This window comes from Pseudomonas violetae, from assembly GCF_023072615.1.
Taxonomy (GTDB): Bacteria; Pseudomonadota; Gammaproteobacteria; order Pseudomonadales; family Pseudomonadaceae; genus Aquipseudomonas; species Aquipseudomonas violetae.
In genome coordinates this window covers 99,043-117,267 of sequence record NZ_JAKNRW010000004.1, presented here as the reverse complement: position 1 = coordinate 117,267, position 18,225 = coordinate 99,043, and the positions used below count along the sequence as shown (strand labels likewise).

At 55.7% G+C, this 18,225-nt stretch carries 15 protein-coding genes and 1 pseudogene; 4 read left to right on the top strand and 12 right to left on the bottom strand.

Annotation, left to right across the window (positions count from 1 at the left end):
* Nucleotides 1-71: 71 nt before the first annotated feature.
* The 8 genes and pseudogenes from L9059_RS07180 to rpmH form a co-directional block, all read right to left on the bottom strand.
* Nucleotides 72-746, bottom strand: coding sequence for a DUF4225 domain-containing protein (locus tag L9059_RS07180; protein WP_247289626.1), 675 nt, complete (start codon nucleotides 744-746; stop codon nucleotides 72-74).
* A 44-nt stretch (nucleotides 747-790) separates the two neighbouring features.
* The gene (locus L9059_RS07175; RefSeq protein ID WP_247289625.1) at nucleotides 791-1,276 is read right to left on the bottom strand and encodes an Hcp family type VI secretion system effector; all 486 of its coding nucleotides are present in this window, start codon (nucleotides 1,274-1,276) and stop codon (nucleotides 791-793) included.
* A gap of 1,196 nt (nucleotides 1,277-2,472) precedes the next feature.
* A pseudogene (locus L9059_RS07170) lies at nucleotides 2,473-2,598 on the bottom strand (Tn3 family transposase); the annotation flags it as partial.
* 158 nt (nucleotides 2,599-2,756) lie between these two features.
* Nucleotides 2,757-4,127 (bottom strand): tRNA uridine-5-carboxymethylaminomethyl(34) synthesis GTPase MnmE, encoded by a 1,371-nt coding sequence (gene mnmE / locus L9059_RS07165; protein ID WP_247289623.1) that lies wholly within the window; start codon nucleotides 4,125-4,127, stop codon nucleotides 2,757-2,759.
* Nucleotides 4,128-4,206: 79 nt separating this feature from the next.
* Nucleotides 4,207-5,892, bottom strand: coding sequence for a membrane protein insertase YidC (gene yidC, locus L9059_RS07160; RefSeq protein WP_247289622.1), 1,686 nt, complete (start codon nucleotides 5,890-5,892; stop codon nucleotides 4,207-4,209).
* A gap of 2 nt (nucleotides 5,893-5,894) precedes the next feature.
* Nucleotides 5,895-6,140, bottom strand: coding sequence for a membrane protein insertion efficiency factor YidD (gene yidD, locus L9059_RS07155; protein ID WP_052966011.1), 246 nt, complete (start codon nucleotides 6,138-6,140; stop codon nucleotides 5,895-5,897).
* On the bottom strand, nucleotides 6,133-6,534 hold the full coding sequence (gene rnpA / locus L9059_RS07150; protein WP_045061255.1) for a ribonuclease P protein component: 402 nt from the start codon (nucleotides 6,532-6,534) through the stop codon (nucleotides 6,133-6,135). Before rnpA ends, yidD begins: the two co-directional genes overlap by 8 nt.
* A gap of 16 nt (nucleotides 6,535-6,550) precedes the next feature.
* The gene (gene rpmH / locus L9059_RS07145; RefSeq protein ID WP_003213577.1) at nucleotides 6,551-6,685 is read right to left on the bottom strand and encodes a 50S ribosomal protein L34; all 135 of its coding nucleotides are present in this window, start codon (nucleotides 6,683-6,685) and stop codon (nucleotides 6,551-6,553) included.
* Nucleotides 6,686-7,251: 566 nt separating this feature from the next.
* On the opposite strand from rpmH, the gene dnaA reads away from it, so the two are divergent.
* The 4 genes from dnaA to gyrB are packed head-to-tail and all read left to right on the top strand — an operon-like array spanning nucleotide 7,252 to nucleotide 13,464.
* Nucleotides 7,252-8,775 carry a chromosomal replication initiator protein DnaA gene (gene dnaA / locus L9059_RS07140; RefSeq protein ID WP_247289621.1) on the top strand — a complete coding sequence of 508 codons (1,524 nt, stop codon included), beginning with the start codon at nucleotides 7,252-7,254 and terminating at the stop codon, nucleotides 8,773-8,775.
* A 38-nt stretch (nucleotides 8,776-8,813) separates the two neighbouring features.
* Nucleotides 8,814-9,917, top strand: coding sequence for a DNA polymerase III subunit beta (dnaN, locus tag L9059_RS07135; protein WP_247289620.1), 1,104 nt, complete (start codon nucleotides 8,814-8,816; stop codon nucleotides 9,915-9,917).
* A gap of 20 nt (nucleotides 9,918-9,937) precedes the next feature.
* Nucleotides 9,938-11,041 carry a DNA replication/repair protein RecF gene (gene recF, locus L9059_RS07130; protein ID WP_247289619.1) on the top strand — a complete coding sequence of 368 codons (1,104 nt, stop codon included), beginning with the start codon at nucleotides 9,938-9,940 and terminating at the stop codon, nucleotides 11,039-11,041.
* A gap of 5 nt (nucleotides 11,042-11,046) precedes the next feature.
* Entirely contained in the window at nucleotides 11,047-13,464 is a 2,418-nt protein-coding gene (gene gyrB / locus L9059_RS07125) for a DNA topoisomerase (ATP-hydrolyzing) subunit B (RefSeq protein ID WP_247289617.1), read from the top strand.
* A gap of 287 nt (nucleotides 13,465-13,751) precedes the next feature.
* Here gyrB and L9059_RS07120 read toward each other — a convergent pair whose 3' ends face one another.
* From L9059_RS07120 to glyQ, 4 genes are all read right to left on the bottom strand, one after another.
* Nucleotides 13,752-14,531 (bottom strand): lysophospholipid acyltransferase family protein, encoded by a 780-nt coding sequence (locus L9059_RS07120; RefSeq protein ID WP_247289615.1) that lies wholly within the window; start codon nucleotides 14,529-14,531, stop codon nucleotides 13,752-13,754.
* 82 nt (nucleotides 14,532-14,613) lie between these two features.
* Nucleotides 14,614-15,153, bottom strand: coding sequence for a D-glycero-beta-D-manno-heptose 1,7-bisphosphate 7-phosphatase (gene gmhB, locus L9059_RS07115; protein WP_247289613.1), 540 nt, complete (start codon nucleotides 15,151-15,153; stop codon nucleotides 14,614-14,616).
* A gap of 4 nt (nucleotides 15,154-15,157) precedes the next feature.
* Entirely contained in the window at nucleotides 15,158-17,212 is a 2,055-nt protein-coding gene (gene glyS / locus L9059_RS07110; protein WP_247289610.1) for a glycine--tRNA ligase subunit beta, read from the bottom strand.
* On the bottom strand, nucleotides 17,209-18,162 hold the full coding sequence (glyQ, locus tag L9059_RS07105) for a glycine--tRNA ligase subunit alpha (protein ID WP_008155694.1): 954 nt from the start codon (nucleotides 18,160-18,162) through the stop codon (nucleotides 17,209-17,211). Before glyQ ends, glyS begins: the two co-directional genes overlap by 4 nt.
* Nucleotides 18,163-18,225 lie beyond the last annotated feature (63 nt).

Here is an 18,225-nt window from a genome sequence, read left to right as displayed (position 1 = left end):
TTGAGATCGAGTAGAAAGCCAAGAAGGCTGCCAGAGATATAAGTGAATATAATGCGGCTATAAGTAATGGGTTACTTGTCACGGCTTTTGGCCTCCAGATACATGGAGCTTACTGTTGCAGTATCGGAAACAACTTCAAATGTTAATGCAGCCTTGGTTGAATTTTCATATCCGCGAACATAATCAGTGCGCACATATCTAAATAAACGCCACGCATCTGGTTTTAATATCAGTCTGCCAACACCGTATGCGGAAAGCCCCAAGTCAACGGATCCATAAGCCATATCCCCTTCAAAGGCTCCTCCGCCCATCATTTTTGCAGCCTCTTGGTAACCCTTCCTAACAGGCCCCTGTATATCTGAGCGACCTTCCCACAAGTTTCGCCCGTTTTCATACGCATTGTTGGCCCCATGAGCCATCAGAGGGGCCCTAGCGAAAAGGCACAGCGTACCGGCTGATCCGTAGCATATCCCAGCACCTGCTGCGAATTGAAGGGCTCCGGCGATTGCTCCCACGCCTTTTTGAGCCACCTCTAGTGACTGGCTCAGCAGGCTGTTCTGTTCGTTCCTGAGGTCATTTAGACCCTGCTCAGGGCTTTTTTTACCCTGCTCGACATCATTAACAATGCTTCTCGCGTAATAAGCAACTTCGCGGTTGAATTGCAAGCGCAGCGTGCCGTCTCTGATGTGTCTAGCCCCTAATGTGCTGGCTTGACTTCCAAGTTTTCTAGCGGCGTCACTGACCATCCATTAGTCACAGCTACCAGGCATGCAACTTTCGCTTGTTGGTTTCATTCGTTATTTCCCCACGTACTATATCCGCTGGTGCCAGCAGAGTGGTGGGTCCAAGTGATATCTCGGTAACGGATGGCGACATGTTCTTGCGGTTCGGCGTCGTGCTGCAAAATAGCGTGAGGCATTTCGAGTGCCAGGTCAGCAATAATTCCACCATTGATCGAGATAGAATAGAATTTCTCCTGCATGCCAAAGGAAGACACGCGGAAAAAACTGATGGTGCAGTTTATTTCTTCTCTACTTGAGAGCGCTTGAGCCAGGAGCGGCGAGGATTTATCAACGTTTTTGGTTATGATAACTGGATGATGTGTTGGTTTATTAATATTTCCGACATTGGCCATATTGTGGCTGTAAGACAGCACCATGATTTCGTCGGTACGCGCTGTCTGACACTTGTTTCCAATAGAGTCTTGGGTTGAACAACCCGCTGAAATCAGTCCTTGAGCCTTGCCGGTGATCGTCATGTAACCGTGGTTAGCCATACGTGACACTCCTTTTAGTCAGCCGGACATCGTATTACAAGGGTTTCAGGCAGGATGTAGGGCATTTCTGAAAAGACATACGAAATATGTCGCGATTAGGTCCGGCGACTCGGTAAAAGACCTGGACAGGTAAGTCTGCGGGCAGGTAGCGAAACCAGAATATCCGAGCTTAAGTGCACTTTCTGTTCCGCTGCTCCCCCGTTGACCGAAGCCGAGATGTGCAATTGTTCTATTGAGCCGGTTGCCTGGTAAGGGGGCACTGAGCGGCGGTGGCAGGCTTACGTTGGTTTTTGGTTCCATTGCTCCCCAATCCCCTAATAGGATGTCGGCTGACTAAAAGGAGTTTAAGTATGGCTTTTGAGGCATGATTATAAAGGAGATATGGCGTATGGAGTCATTGACCTGATTTTGTCTGCTGGTGGTATGATGCGGCCAATACGCAAGACTGATTCGGTACAACTTTTCAGGCGAGATCCTATAAATTACGAGTCGGCATATCAACAAACCGGTAAGTTGGCTTTTTTTTTCGAAGCCTTAGTCGATTCAATTACAATTAATTCTATGATGTCCGAAAATAGACCTAACATAGAAAACAAATGACACCATGAATGGCGGCTTTGACTACCACGTATTACGTAATCTTGGAACATAAAAACGCAATCCAAGGATGACGAGAATAAGAAGCACAACCCCGCTTACGATCCAGTAAGGCACCCCTTCCAGCGGGATTATTTCTGTTATGGCCCACATAACAAACAGTGTGCAGCCCATAGAGCAGCCGATCACAATCAACCCCAAGCTTACTAGATATCTGATCGTATACATGTTTTACAAAATTTCTTGTCTCTAGGTGTATAAACCAAATATACCCTAATTTCATGGAGTAAATGCAACGTTCGGGTAAGAGTCCTAGAGCGCTCTATCGTTAAAATCTAAGCTCTTACGCCAATAAACCCAAGCGGACAGAAAATCGATGCGTCGGTTCTCAAGAACATACACTCACATCTAATCGATCCCGCCCCACTTGGCCCCAACGCGATCGATATGGGGCAGGACAGTTACTTTTTCAAGCGAAGGTACTTTAGCCTCTAAATATCGTCTGGATTTCGCAGTGGTGGCCCAAACTTCGGGATGCGAAAGAGTACCGCCCCAGCATATTGTAGCGCACGAATCAGCGGCAATATCCGAGCCAGATCTTAGTCCAGCACCGGGTAGCCGTGCTGTTTTAACCGTTCCACGGCTGCCGCCATGTAGAGAGTGTTCCACAGCATAAAGTTGTTCGCCATCAAACATATGGCATCGGCTTGATACTCCTGGCGTTCGCAGTACGTTTGCGAAGCTCACCGCGTAGTGGGAGGAACGCTTTAACGAAATCTTATGGAACTGTACCCGTAACGTTCCTTCCACGAAGCGAGCCGAATTCAAACCGGTAAATAATTTTTCAAAAAAGAGGCTGTGGATAAGTTATCCACAACTTTTTTTATTTGCCGATACAGAAGCTGGAAAAGATGCGCCCCAAAAGGTCATCAGAGCTGAACGCACCGGTAATTTCACCCAAGGAATGCTGCGCCTGGCGCAAATCCTCGGCCAGCAACTCCCCAGCGCCTGCCAGGGTCAGTTGCGCCCGGCCGTGCTCGAGGGATGCGCTGGCATGGCGCAATGCCTCAAGGTGGCGACGACGGGCACTGAAGCTGCTTTCCGACGTTTGCTCGTAGCCCATGCAAGCTTTCAGGTGATCGCGCAACAGTTCCAGGCCATCGCCGGCCGATTTGGCACTCAAGCTGATGGTGACGTGGCCATCCTCGCTGACTTCCAGCGCAATGGCTTCGCCCGTCAGGTCGGCCTTGTTGCGGATCAACGTGACTTTCGCCGGGTCCGGACGCACTTCGAGAAATTCCGGCCACAATGCAAACGGGTCCAGGGCTTCCGGTGCGGTGGCATCGACTACCAGCAACACCCGATCCGCCTCGCCGATCGCCTTCAAGGCCCTTTCCACGCCGATTTTTTCCACATGGTCATCGGTATCCCGCAGACCGGCGGTATCGACCACGTGCAGCGGCATCCCATCGATGTGGATATGTTCGCGAAGAATGTCCCGGGTCGTGCCGGCTATTTCGGTAACGATCGCAGCTTCGCGACCGGCCAGGGCATTGAGCAGGCTGGATTTGCCGGCATTGGGTCGACCGGCAATCACCACTGTCATGCCATCGCGTAGCAGGGCACCCTGCCCGGCTTCACGCATGACGGTGGATAATTGCTCTCGCACTTTGTCGAGCATGCTCAGGACATGGCCATCGGCGAGGAAGTCGATTTCCTCCTCCGGGAAGTCGATGGCGGCCTCCACGTAGATCCGCAGGCCAATCAACTGCTCGGTCAGGTTATGCACACGCTGGGAAAATGCTCCCTGCAGGGAACGCAGGGCATTTCTCGCAGCCTGTGCAGAACTCGCCTCGATCAGGTCGGCGATGGCTTCGGCCTGGGCCAGGTCGAGTTTGTCATTGAGAAATGCCCGCTCGCTGAATTCACCCGGGCGCGCCAGACGGCAGCCCAATTCCAGGCAGCGCTTGAGCAACATGTCGAGGACCACCGGGCCGCCGTGGCCCTGAAGTTCCAGCACATCTTCGCCTGTGAATGAATTAGGACCTGGGAAATAAAGGGCGAGCCCCTGGTCCAACACTTCCTCGTTGCCGTCTAGGAAAGGCCCGTAATGGGCATATCGAGGTTTCAGTTCGCGGCCGCTGAAGGCCTTGGCTGCAACACTCGCAAGCGGCCCTGAAATGCGCACGATGCCCACGCCACCGCGACCTTGGGCAGTTGCGACGGCGGCGATGGTTTCACGAGGAACGCTCATAAACCGATATCCAGACAAAAATGACAGATAGCAAAACGCCCCACTAGGGGGCGTTCTGAGTGATTATCCACAGTGTAAATCAGGCAGCTGCTTTAGTAGCCGCTTCGACTTTACGCGTGATGTACCACTGTTGGGCGATGGACAGGCAGTTGTTGACTACCCAGTACAGCACCAGGCCAGCCGGGAACCACAGGAAGAAGAAGGTGAAGATGATTGGCATCAGCTTCATCACCTTCGCCTGCATCGGATCCGGTGGCGTCGGGTTCAACTGCTGCTGGACGAACATGGTTACGCCCATGACGATCGGCAGAATGAAGAACGGGTCCTTGATCGACAGGTCAGTAATCCACAGCATGAAAGGCGCTTGGCGCATTTCCACGCTTTCCAGCAGAACCCAGTACAGGGAAAGGAAAACCGGCATCTGCACGAGGATTGGCAAGCAACCACCCAGCGGATTGATCTTCTCTTTCTTGTACAGCTCCATCATGGCTTGCGACATTTTCTGCCGGTCGTCGCCATGTTGCTCTTTCAGTGCGGCCAGTTTCGGTGCCACTGCACGCATACGAGCCATGGACTTGTAGCTGGCGGCCGACAGTGGGAAGAAGATCCCCTTGATCAGCATGGTCAGGAAGATAATCGACCAACCCCAGTTACCGACCAACGCGTGGATGTGTTGCAACAGCCAGAAAATCGGCTGGGCAATGAACCACAGAATGCCGTAGTCGACGGTCAGTTCCAGGCCTGGGGACAACTCTTTCAGCACAGCCTGGCTTTTCGGACCCGCGTAGAGAACCGCACTGGTTTCAGCTTTGGCACCTGGCGCGACAGTGATTGCCGGGCCGGTGTAGCCGATGATGTAGTTGCCTTTGCTGTCTTTACGGGTCTGGACGATGTTGTTTTCGCCCTTCGCCGGAATCCAGGCCGTTACGAAGTAATGCTGCAACCAGGCAACCCAACCACCGCTGACGGTTTCCTTCAGCTGGGCCTTGTCCATGTCCTTCATGGACACTTTCTTGTACGGCTCGTTACTTGTCCACAGGGCAGCGCCCAGATAGGTGGCAGTACCGGTCGCCGTAGTCGAGGATGGATCACCACTGGCGTCGCGCTTGAGTTGCGCGAACATCGCGCCAGACCAAGGCTGAGCGCTCTCGTTGTCGATCAGATAGGAAACGGTAACGTCGTACAGGCCACGTTTCACAGTGAAACGCTTGATGTAATTGACGCCGTCCTTGCTGAACTTCAGGTCCACAACCATTTGGTCCTGGCCATCAGCCAACTGATAAACCTTCTTCTCCGAGGAGTAAACCGGACGACCGGTCGGGCTTGCATCCGGACCGTTGGTGCCGATCAAACCGCTTTGAGCCAGATAAGTGCGCTCATTACCGTTGTCGAACAACTGGAACGGAATTTCCGGATGATCCTGGCGACGTGGATACAGTGGCAGTGTCAGTTGAGCAACGTCACCACCCTGTGGATCGACTGCCAAGTCGAGCACATCCGTTTTGATGCGGATGAGATCTTTGCTTGCCGCTACCGAAGTTTCGGCAGGAGCGGTAGCACTGGTATCGCTTGCGGCGCGCGGAATGTCGTCACTGACAGAAGCATTATTGCCAGTCGCCGTATCCGGTAGGCCCGGTGCGGTAGTACTGGAAGCAACATTCTGAGTCGGCAGGGCAGTTTGACCGTAGTCCTGGTTCCATTTAAGGACCATAACGTAGGCCACGATTGCCAGGGCGACGATCAGGATCGTGCGTTTGATATCCATGATTACTCGGCCATCGAAGAAGAACGGGAGGTAGGGATAGATGGAACCGGGTCATAACCACCGGGATTCCACGGATGACAGCGACCTAAACGACGAAAGGTCAGCCAGCCACCGCGCAGAAGGCCATGATTTTCTATGGCTTCATACGCGTAGCAGGAACAACTGGGGTAGAAGCGACAGTGACTGGCCATCAGAGGACTAATGGCATAGCGATAAAACTGGATCGGAACGAGTGCCAGTTTACGCATCGGGACTGTCTACCCCTACAGTTTCGGTTTTGACTGCTGGTACCGGCGTGCTGCGTGCCAGACGCTTCCAGAGTTTGCCGAAATGCTGAATCAATTCGGGGTTTTCTACGTCACCCAAACCTTTGCGCGCGACGATAACGATGTCCCAACCGACCAGTGATTCCTGGTGCAGACGGAACGATTCGCGCATCAGACGTTTGAGGCGATTGCGCTCGACGGAGAGCTTTACGCTCTTTTTCCCGATAACCAGCCCGAGACGGGGGTGATCAAGATCGTTGTTGCGCGCAAGGAGCAGGAGATTTTTCCCCGGAACCTTGCCGGTAGGGGAGTCAAAGACTGCCTTGAAATGCCGGGGGGTCAGCAAACGCTTTTCCCGACTGAAGTCCTGACTCACCTCCAGTGCCGGATTATCAAACTGCCAGACGCGCACGACCTTTGGCGCGACGACGCGACAGGACGGCACGACCGTTTTTGGTAGCCATGCGAGCACGGAAACCGTGGGTACGAGCGCGTTTGATAGTGCTTGGTTGGAAAGTACGTTTCATTGTCGTGTTACCTGGTTCGTCCACAACGGGCCGGAATGGCCCCCGTTTTAAGAGACCGGGGATTCTAGAGAAAGCAAGCCTCTAGGTCAATTTCCAACCAGCGTTTCCTGATAAATAGATCTCCTGGCAATTTCCGGCACCTGGCCAGCCTGTAGATATAGAAATAAAGAAGGAGAGTATTTAAAGCTTTTTTGTAAAGCTTATAAAAGCTATGCAGGCCCTTTGCTGTGGATAACTGCCTTGAGACCATGAAAAACGTGATGTACAGAGAATGACAACTACCGTGGTAAGCGGTGGTCAGCCTGTGCTGCGCTGTCGGATAAGCTGTGGGTGAAAGGTGTCTTTATCCACAGGCAGGTTATCCACCGAGTTTCCCCCCTACTTGTGCAACGACCTTAGGCCTGGTTATCCACAGAGCTTATGCACAGACCATTGGTCGCCTTTTTCCGCGATAAGGCGTTGATTCTTCTTGGTGGATGAACAACCTTCGTGTGGATAAGTCGGCGGCTGATCGTTACAATGGCCGCTTGTTTTTGCCTCACCGGCTTTCAACTTAGGGGATATCCGTGTCAGTGGAACTTTGGCAGCAGTGCGTGGAGCTTTTGCGCGATGAGCTGCCTGCCCAACAATTCAACACTTGGATCCGTCCACTACAGGTCGAAGCCGAAGGCGACGAGCTGCGTGTCTACGCACCGAATCGTTTTGTTCTCGACTGGGTTAACGAAAAGTATCTAAGTCGTGTTCTCGAGCTGCTGGATGAGCATGGCAATGGCTCGATGCCGGCGCTGTCCTTATTAATAGGCAGCAAACGCAGTTCGGCGCCGCGGGCGGCACCCAATGCTCCGCTGGCCGCCGCCGCTTCCCAGGCTCAGGCTGCACAGGCGCCGGTCAGTGCACCAGCGCCCGCGCCCGCTGCCCCGCAGCAGACCAAAAGGTCGACGCAAAAACTTGCCGAAGTCAGCGAAGAACCGTCCCGGGACAGTTTCGACCCGATGGCCGGTGCCAGTTCGCAACAGGCCCCGATTCGCGCCGAACAACGCACGGTGCAGGTCGAAGGTGCGCTCAAGCACACCAGCTACCTGAACCGCACCTTTACCTTCGAGAACTTCGTCGAAGGCAAGTCCAACCAACTGGCCCGTGCTGCAGCCTGGCAGGTTGCGGACAACCCCAAGCACGGCTACAACCCGCTCTTCCTTTATGGCGGTGTTGGCTTAGGTAAAACCCACTTGATGCACGCTGTGGGTAACCACCTATTAAAGAAGAATCCGAATGCCAAGGTCGTGTACCTGCATTCCGAGCGTTTCGTGGCCGATATGGTCAAGGCGTTGCAACTGAACGCGATCAACGAATTCAAGCGTTTCTACCGTTCGGTGGACGCGCTGTTGATCGATGACATTCAGTTCTTCGCCCGCAAGGAACGTTCCCAGGAAGAATTTTTCCACACCTTCAACGCTTTGCTCGAAGGTGGCCAGCAGGTCATTCTCACCAGTGACCGCTACCCGAAAGAAATCGAAGGCCTTGAAGAACGCCTGAAGTCCCGCTTCGGCTGGGGCCTGACGGTTGCAGTCGAACCGCCGGAACTGGAAACCCGTGTCGCGATCCTGATGAAAAAGGCCGACCAGGCCAAGGTTGATCTGCCACACGACGCTGCGTTCTTTATTGCCCAGCGCATTCGTTCCAACGTGCGAGAGCTGGAAGGCGCGCTTAAGCGCGTGATCGCTCACTCGCACTTCATGGGTCGCGACATCACCATCGAGTTGATCCGCGAATCCCTGAAGGACCTGTTGGCGCTACAAGATAAACTGGTCTCTGTGGATAACATTCAGCGCACTGTCGCCGAGTACTACAAGATCAAGATCTCCGATCTGCTGTCCAAGCGTCGTTCGCGCTCGGTGGCACGTCCTCGTCAGGTGGCCATGGCCTTGTCCAAGGAGCTGACCAACCACAGCCTGCCGGAAATCGGCGATGTGTTTGGCGGGCGTGACCATACGACGGTTTTGCACGCCTGCCGCAAGATCAACGAACTTAAGGAATCCGACGCGGACATCCGCGAGGACTACAAGAACCTGCTGCGTACACTGACCACTTGATGACACCAGCGCAGCTTATTAAGGCAAGGGACTAGACCATGCATTTCACCATTCAACGCGAAGCCCTGTTGAAACCCCTGCAACTGGTCGCAGGCGTCGTCGAACGCCGACAGACCTTGCCGGTGCTTTCCAACGTGCTGCTGGTTGTCGAAGGCCAGCAACTGTCGCTGACCGGTACCGACCTGGAAGTCGAGCTGGTTGGTCGTGTACAGCTTGAGGAGCCGGCAGACCCGGGGTCCATCACGGTGCCTGCGCGCAAGTTGATGGACATTTGCAAGAGCCTGCCGAATGACGCGCTGATTGATATCAAGCTCGACGAGCAAAAGCTCGTGGTGAAAGCCGGTCGCAGCCGCTTTACCCTGTCGACACTGCCGGCCAACGATTTCCCGACTGTAGAGGAAGGTCCAGGTTCGCTAACTTGTAACCTGGAACAAAGCAAGCTGCGTCGCCTTATCGAGCGCACCAGCTTCGCCATGGCCCAGCAAGACGTGCGCTATTACCTGAACGGTATGCTGCTGGAAGTGTCGGCCGGAATCATTCGCGCTGTGGCCACCGACGGCCACCGTTTGGCGATGTGCTCGATGCAGGCTGAGATTGGTCAGCCGGATCGTCACCAGGTGATCGTGCCACGCAAGGGCATCCTTGAACTGGCGCGTCTGCTGACTGAGCCGGACGGCATTGTCAGCATCGTTCTAGGCCAGCATCACATCCGCGCGACGACTGGCGAATTCACCTTCACCTCCAAACTGGTCGACGGCAAATTCCCTGACTACGAGCGTGTTCTGCCTAAAGGTGGTGACAAGCTGGTGCTCGGCGATCGTCAGGCGCTGCGTGAAGCTTTCAGCCGGACCGCGATTCTGTCCAACGAAAAGTACCGCGGCATCCGCCTGCAATTGGCCAATGGTCAGCTGAAAATCCAGGCCAACAACCCTGAACAGGAAGAGGCGGAGGAAGAAGTTGGCGTTGAGTACAACGGCGGCTCTCTGGAAATCGGCTTCAACGTCAGCTACTTGCTCGACGTGCTGGGCGTGATGACCACTGAGCAGGTTCGCCTCATTCTGTCCGACTCCAATAGCAGTGCGCTAGTCCAAGAGTCCGATAACGACGATTCGGCCTACGTTGTCATGCCGATGCGTCTGTAATCATGCTCAGCAGAAGCTAGATGTCATTAAGTCGCGTCTCGGTCACCGCGGTGCGCAATTTGCACCCGGTGACCCTCTCCCCCTCCCCTCGAATCAACATTCTTTACGGCGCCAACGGCAGCGGTAAAACCAGCGTGCTTGAAGCCATCCACCTGCTGGGGCTTGCCCGTTCGTTTCGTAGCACCCGGCTGCTGCCCGTTATTCAGCACGAGCAACTGGCCTGTACTGTGTTTGGTCAAGTCGAGCTTGCCGAGGGAGGCCATAGCGCCTTGGGGGTGTCTCGCGACCGCCAGGGTGAGTTCCAGATCCGCATTGATGGGCAGAACGCGCGCAGTGCTGCCCAGTTGGCCGAGATCCTGCCGTTGCAGCTGATCAACCCTGACAGCTTCCGCCTGCTTGAGGGGGCGCCGAAGATTCGTCGCCAGTTTCTCGATTGGGGTGTGTTCCACGTGGAACCACGATTCATGTCCACTTGGCAGCGGTTGCAGAAGGCCCTGCGCCAGAGAAACTCTTGGCTGCGGCATGGTACACTTGACTCCGTTTCGCAAGCGGTTTGGGACAGGGAACTGTGCCAGGCCAGCGCTGAAATAGATGAATACCGTCGCGCCTATATCAAAGCCTTGAAACCAGTCTTTGAACAAACCTTGAGCGAATTGGTTGAGCTTGAAGGTTTGACGCTCAGCTATTACCGAGGTTGGGACAAGGACCGTGAACTGAGCGCAGTGCTCGCGGGTTCCGTGCAAAGGGATCAGCAAATGGGTCATACCCAGGCTGGACCACAACGCGCTGATTTGCGCCTCAGATTGGGCGCACATAACGCCGCAGACATCTTGTCCCGTGGTCAGCAGAAGTTGGTGGTTTGTGCCTTGCGGATTGCTCAGGGGCACTTGGTCAGCCAAGCCCGTCGCGGTCAGTGTATTTATCTGGTGGATGACCTGCCGTCCGAATTGGATGAGCACCACCGTCGCGCGCTTTGCCGCTTGTTGGAAGACTTACGCTGCCAGGTATTTATCACCTGTGTAGATCACGAATTATTGAGGGAAGGCTGGCAGACGGAAACGCCAGTCGCTTTGTTCCACGTGGAACAGGGCCGTATCACCCAGACCCACGACCATCGGGAGTGAAGGCATTGAGCGAAGAAAATACGTACGACTCAACGAGCATTAAAGTGCTGAAAGGCCTGGATGCCGTACGCAAACGTCCCGGTATGTACATTGGTGACACCGACGATGGCAGCGGTCTGCACCACATGGTGTTCGAGGTGGTCGATAACTCGATCGACGAAGCTCTGGCCGGCCACTGCGACGACATCAGCATTATCATCCACCCGGATGAGTCCATCACCGTTCGCGATAACGGTCGTGGAATCCCGGTAGACGTACACAAAGAAGAAGGCGTTTCCGCAGCCGAGGTCATCATGACCGTCCTGCACGCCGGCGGTAAGTTCGACGACAACTCCTACAAAGTATCCGGCGGTCTGCACGGTGTAGGTGTATCGGTTGTAAACGCCCTGTCCGAAGAGTTGATCCTTACGGTACGTCGCAGTGGCAAGATCTGGGAACAGACCTATGTCCACGGTGTTCCGCAAGAGCCGATGAAAATTGTGGGCGAGAGTGAAACCACTGGTACCCAGATTCACTTCAAGCCTTCCGATCTGACCTTTAAGAATATCCACTTCAGCTGGGACATCCTGGCCAAGCGGATCCGTGAACTGTCCTTCCTGAACTCCGGTGTTGGCATCGTCCTCAAGGATGAGCGCAGCGGCAAGGAAGAGCTGTTCAAATACGAAGGCGGCCTGCGTGCGTTCGTTGAATACCTGAACACCAACAAGACGGCAGTCAACCAGGTGTTCCACTTCAACATTCAGCGTGACGATGGCATCGGCGTGGAGATCGCCCTGCAGTGGAACGACAGCTTCAACGAGAACCTGTTGTGCTTCACCAACAACATTCCACAGCGCGATGGCGGTACTCACCTGGTGGGTTTCCGTTCGGCGTTGACGCGTAACCTCAACACCTACATTGAAGCTGAAGGTCTGGCGAAGAAGCACAAGGTCGCGACCACCGGTGACGATGCGCGCGAAGGCCTGACCGCGATCATTTCGGTGAAAGTCCCGGATCCGAAGTTCAGCTCCCAGACCAAGGACAAGCTGGTTTCTTCCGAAGTGAAGACCGCTGTCGAACAGGAAATGGGCAAGTACTTCTCCGACTTCCTGCTGGAAAACCCGAACGAAGCCAAGCTGGTCGTGGGCAAGATGATCGACGCTGCGCGTGCTCGTGAAGCGGCCCGTAAGGCCCGTGAAATGACCCGTCGCAAGGGCGCGCTGGATATCGCCGGCCTGCCGGGCAAACTGGCTGATTGCCAGGAAAAAGACCCTGCCCTCTCCGAACTGTATCTCGTGGAAGGTGACTCTGCTGGCGGCTCCGCCAAGCAGGGACGTAATCGCCGGACCCAGGCCATCCTGCCGTTGAAGGGCAAGATCCTCAACGTGGAGAAAGCACGCTTCGACAAGATGATCTCTTCGCAGGAAGTAGGCACCTTGATCACGGCGCTCGGCTGCGGCATCGGTCGTGACGAGTACAACATCGAGAAGCTGCGCTACCACAACATCATCATCATGACCGATGCTGACGTCGACGGTTCGCACATCCGTACCCTGCTGCTGACCTTCTTCTTCCGTCAGTTGCCCGAGCTGATCGAGCGTGGCTACATCTACATCGCCCAGCCACCGCTGTACAAGGTCAAGAAAGGCAAGCAAGAGCAATACATCAAAGACGATGACGCCATGGAAGAATACATGACGCAGTCGGCCCTGGAAGACGCCAGCCTGCACCTGAACGAAGAAGCGCCAGGTATCTCTGGCGCAGCCCTTGAGCGCCTGGTGAACGATTTCCGCCTGGTGATGAAGACCCTCAAGCGTCTGTCGCGCCTGTACCCTCAGGAACTGACCGAGCACTTCATCTACCTGCCTGCGGTGAGCATGGAGCAACTGTCCGATCACGCAGCCATGCAGGAATGGTTGGCCAAGTACGAAGTTCGCCTGCGTACCGTCGAGAAGTCGGGTCTGGTCTACAAGGCTTGCCTGCGTGAAGACCGTGAACGTAACGTCTGGCTGCCAGAGGTCGAGTTGATCTCCCACGGCCTGTCGAACTACGTCACGTTCAACCGCGACTTCTTCGGCAGCAACGACTACAAGACTGTCGTCTCCCTGGGCGCTCAGTTGAGCACCTTGCTGGACGAAGGCGCGTACATCCAGCGTGGCGAACGCAAGAAGCCTGTCACCGAGTTCAAGGAAGCGCTTGAATGGCTGATGGCTGAAAGCACCAAGCGGCACACCATTCAGCGCTACAAAGGTCTGGGTGAAATGAACCCGGATCAGCTGTGGGAAACCACCATGGACCCCGCACAGCGCCGTATGCTGAAGGTGACCATCGAAGACGCCATTGGCGCGGACCAGATCTTCAACACCCTGATGGGTGACGCGGTCGAGCCTCGTCGTGACTTCATCGAGAGCAACGCTTTGGCGGTTTCCAACCTGGACTTCTGATCCAGGGCAGGTACCCCAGCCAAATAAAAAGGCCAACGCTAGCGTTGGCCTTTTTCATTCTGGACGTGCTGAAAAGCGCTCGGGCAGTGGACTCGGAGTGCTTCTCAAACGGACTCATTTCGCCCATAAAAAAACCGGCTATATCAGCCGGTTTTTTTACATCCAAAAAAAACTTATGCACTTTTTCCTGAATATTTAGTATTTAATAAATATTCATATAAATCAGATGATTACGATTAGATTTAGAGCGTTTTAAAGAAAACGATACACAGCTTATCCACAAAATTTCAGACAACCCGTTGATCGCTTGCCGCAGGTGCCTGTGGCGCCGGTGGCAGTGAACCCATTTCCCGCTGCATGCGCTCGTTCCAGGCCTGGACCCGGTCGTTCAATTCGGCAATAGCTCGAGGCCCGCTGCCTTCGACATACATTGGTTCGCCGATGATCACAGTGATGACGCCCTGCTTCTTGGCCCAGCCGGATTTCGGCCAGAATTTTCCGGCATTGTGTGCAATCGGCAGTACCGGCAGCGCGGCATTTACCGCCAAGGCGGTACCGCCCCGGGAAAATTTGCCGATGGTGCCGTAGGGCACGCGTGTACCTTCCGGGAAGATCAGCACCCAGACCCCATCCTTGAGTAATTCGTGGCCTTTCTTGGCCACATGCTTGAGGGCCGCTTTCGGGTTGTCACGATCAATTGCAATGGGCCGCAGCATGGCCATGGCCCAGCCGAAAAACGGCACGAACAGCAATGAGCGTTTGAGTACTTGGCTCAAGGGTTCGAAATACGCCGAGAGAAAAAACGTTTCCCAGGTGCTCTGGTGGTTCGACTGAATCACGCAGGGCTGGTCAGGCACGTTCTGCGCGCCTTTGACTTCATAGCTGATACCGAGGAACACTTTGCTCAGCCACAGCGCGCAGCGACACCAGTACACGTTAATGAAACGATAGCGCGCCTTGAACGGTAGAAAAGGCGCGATAAAAAAGCTCAGGCTGCACCAGAGCAAAGAGCTGGTGCCGAGCAACAGATAGAAAAGAAAGGTTCTGATGGCCTGCAATATCGACATGGCGACGTTTACCGTGCGGGCTGTGCCCGTCTATATAAAGCGCACTCCCGATCAATCCTTGTTCAGGAATATCGAAAACGCTCTAATTGTGGATAAGTTCTGCGGCAATCGCCGCCAGATCGTCAAAAATCAAGGTGCCCACCGGGAGGGTCTTGCCCAGCGTTTTTTCGCCCTTCCCGGTCTTTACCAACACGGGCTGAGAATCGACGGCTTTGGCGGCTTCCAGGTCACCAAGACTATCGCCGACGAACCATAGGTTTGTCAGCGATACGTTGTAATGAGCGGCGATGCTTTGCAACATCCCGGGTTTTGGCTTGCGGCAATCGCAGCCTTCGTCGGGCCCGTGCGGGCAATAGACGATCAGCCCGACCTCGCCGCCCTGCTCCGCCACGAGCGAGCGCAAACGCTCGTGCATGGCGTCCAGGGTGGCGAGGTCGTAATAGCCGCGAGCGATGCCCGACTGGTTGGTAGCGACTGCCACCGTCCAGCCGGCCTTGCTCAACTGCGCGATGGCCTCAATCGAACCGGGGAGCGGTATCCACTCCTCCACCGACTTGATGTAAGCGTCGGAGTCGTAGTTGATCACCCCGTCTCGATCAAGAATCAGCAGTTTCAACAGCAATCCCTCAGCCCAGCAATGAAATATCGGCAACGCCGAGGAACAATCCGCGCAGACGCGCCAGCAACGCATAACGGTTGGCGCGCACGTTGGCGTCATCCGCGTTGACCATCACGGCTTCGAAGAAAGCATCCACCGGCTCGCGCAAGGCGGCCAGACGAGCCAGGGATTCGCTGTACTGACGTGCGGCAGCCATCGGCTGGACAGCCTGGTCAGCCTGCTGGATCGCCGAATACAGGGAGAACTCGTTGGCGTTATCGAAGTACTTGGCTTCGACAACGGTCGGTACCGAGCCTTCGACCTTGCTCAGCAGGTTCGACACGCGCTTGTTCACCGCGGCCAGTGCGGCGGCTTCCGGCAATTGACGGAAAGCCTGGACGGCTTGCACGCGCTGATCGAAGTCCAGTGCGGAGCCTGGTTTCAGTGCGCGCACCGACAGGTAGGTCGCGACATCCACGCCTTCGTCTTCGTAGCGGGCACGCAGACGATCGAAGATGAATTCCAGCACCGAGTCATTCAGGCCGGCAGTCTTGATCTTGGAGCCGAACGCATTCACGGCGAAGGCCACGGCGTCGTTCAGGTCGAGGTCGAGCTTCTTGTCGATCAGGATGCGCAACACGCCGAGTGCAGCACGGCGCAGGGCGTACGGGTCTTTGCTGCCGGTTGGCAGCATGCCGATGCCGAAGATGCCGACCAGGGTGTCGAGCTTGTCAGCGATGGCCACGGCCGCACCGGTCAAGGTGGTCGGCAGTTCAGCGCCGGCACCGCGCGGCATGTACTGCTCGTTCAGGGCCAGGGCGACTTCTTCCGGCTCGCCGTCGTTGAGGGCGTAGTAGTAACCGGCGACACCTTGCATCTCCGGGAACTCACCGACCATCTCGGTCGACAGGTCGCACTTGGACAGCAGGCCTGCGCGGGCCGCCCATGCAGCGTTGCCGCCGATGCGTTGAGCGATGAAGGCAGCAAGCTTGGAAACGCGTTCGGCCTTGTCGTAGACGCTGCCGAGTTTTTCCTGGAACACCACATTCTGCAGGCGCAGGTTGAAGTCTTCGAGCTTCTGCTTCTTGTCTTGCTTGAAGAAGAACTCGGCGTCGGTCAGGCGTGGACGAACCACTTTCTCGTTACCGGCGATGATCTGCTGCGGGTCTTTGCTTTCGATGTTGGCCACGGTAATGAAACGGGGCAGCAACTTGCCATCGGCATCCAGCAGGCAGAAATATTTTTGGTTGTCCTGCATGGTGGTAATCAGGGCTTCCTGCGGCACGTCGAGGAAGCGTTCCTCGAAAGAGCACACCAGCGGCACCGGCCATTCAACCAGCGCAGTCACTTCGTCGAGCAGGGCTGGTGGAACGATTGCAGTACCTTCCTGCATCGTCGCCAGTTCTTCGGTGCGCTTGCTGATCAGTGCGCGACGCTCATTGGCATCGGCCAGGACATACGCGTTACGCAGGTCGGCCAAGTAATTGGCCGGCGCGGTGATACGCACGCTTTGCGGGTGATGGAAGCGGTGACCACGGGAATCGCGGCCGGACTTCTGGGCGAGGATGGTGCAGTCGATGACTTGGTCACCGAGCAGCATCACCAGCCATTGGGTCGGACGCACAAACTCTTCCTTGCGAGCTCCCCAACGCATGCGCTTGGGAATCGGCAGGTCGTTCAGCGAGTCTTCGACGATGGTTGGCAGCAGGCTTGCGGTCGGTTTACCGGCGATGCTCTGGCTGTAACGCAATTTCGGGCCGCTCTGATCGATTTCGCTCAGGTCAACGCCGCACTTCTTGGCAAAACCCAGGGCTGCCTGAGTCGGGTTGCCTTCGGCATCGAACGCGGCCTGGCGTGGCGGGCCATCGAGATTGATGCTGCGATCCGGCTGCTGGGTAGCCAGCGCAGTGATCAGTACAGCCAAACGACGTGGCGCGGCGTAGACGGTTTTGGTCTCGTAGTTCAGGCCGGCAGCTTGCAGGCCCTTGTCGATACCGGCGAGGAAGGCATCAGCCAAAGCGTTCAGGGCTTTGGGTGGCAGTTCTTCGGTGCCCAGTTCAACCAGAAAATCCAGAGCACTCATTGTGCAGCCTCCAGCTTGGCCAGTACTTCGTCACGCAAATCCGGGGTCGCCATCGGGAAGCCCAGCTTGGCGCGAGCCAGCAAGTAGGCTTGCGCAACGGAACGCGCCAGGGTGCGCACGCGCAGGATGTATTGCTGACGCGCAGTCACCGAGATAGCCCGGCGCGCATCCAGCAGGTTGAAAGTGTGGGACGCCTTCAACACCATTTCGTAGCTAGGCAACGGTAGCGGCTGGTCGAGTTCGATCAGGCGCTTGGCTTCGCTTTCATAGAAATCGAACAGTTCGAACAGCTTCTCGACGTTGGCGTGTTCGAAGTTGTAGGTCGATTGCTCGACTTCGTTCTGGTGGAACACGTCGCCGTAGGTCACTTTGCCCATCGGACCGTCAGCCCAGACCAGGTCGTAGACCGAGTCCACGCCTTGCAGGTACATGGCCAGGCGCTCGAGACCGTAAGTGATCTCGCCGGTCACTGGGTAGCACTCGATGCCGCCCGCTTGCTGGAAGTAAGTGAACTGCGTCACTTCCATGCCGTTGAGCCAGACTTCCCAGCCCAGACCCCAGGCGCCCAGTGTCGGCGACTCCCAGTTGTCTTCGACGAAACGGATGTCGTGGACCAACGGGTCCAGGCCGACGTGCTTGAGGGAGCCCAGGTACAGTTCCTGGAAGTTGTCCGGGTTCGGCTTCAGGACTACCTGGAACTGGTAGTAGTGCTGCAGACGGTTCGGGTTTTCGCCGTAGCGGCCGTCAGTCGGGCGACGACTGGGCTGCACATAAGCGGCGTTCCAGGTTTCCGGGCCAATGGCGCGCAGGAATGTGGCAGTGTGGAAAGTGCCGGCGCCTACTTCCATATCGTAGGGCTGAAGTACCACACAACCTTGCTCGGCCCAGTATTGCTGAAGGGCGAGGATCAAGTCTTGGAAGGTACGCACGGCTGGCGTAGGCTGGCTCACGAAATTCACCTGTTTCTTGGGCTGCGATTTAAAGAGCGGGAGTATACCCGATTCGGTCCTGCG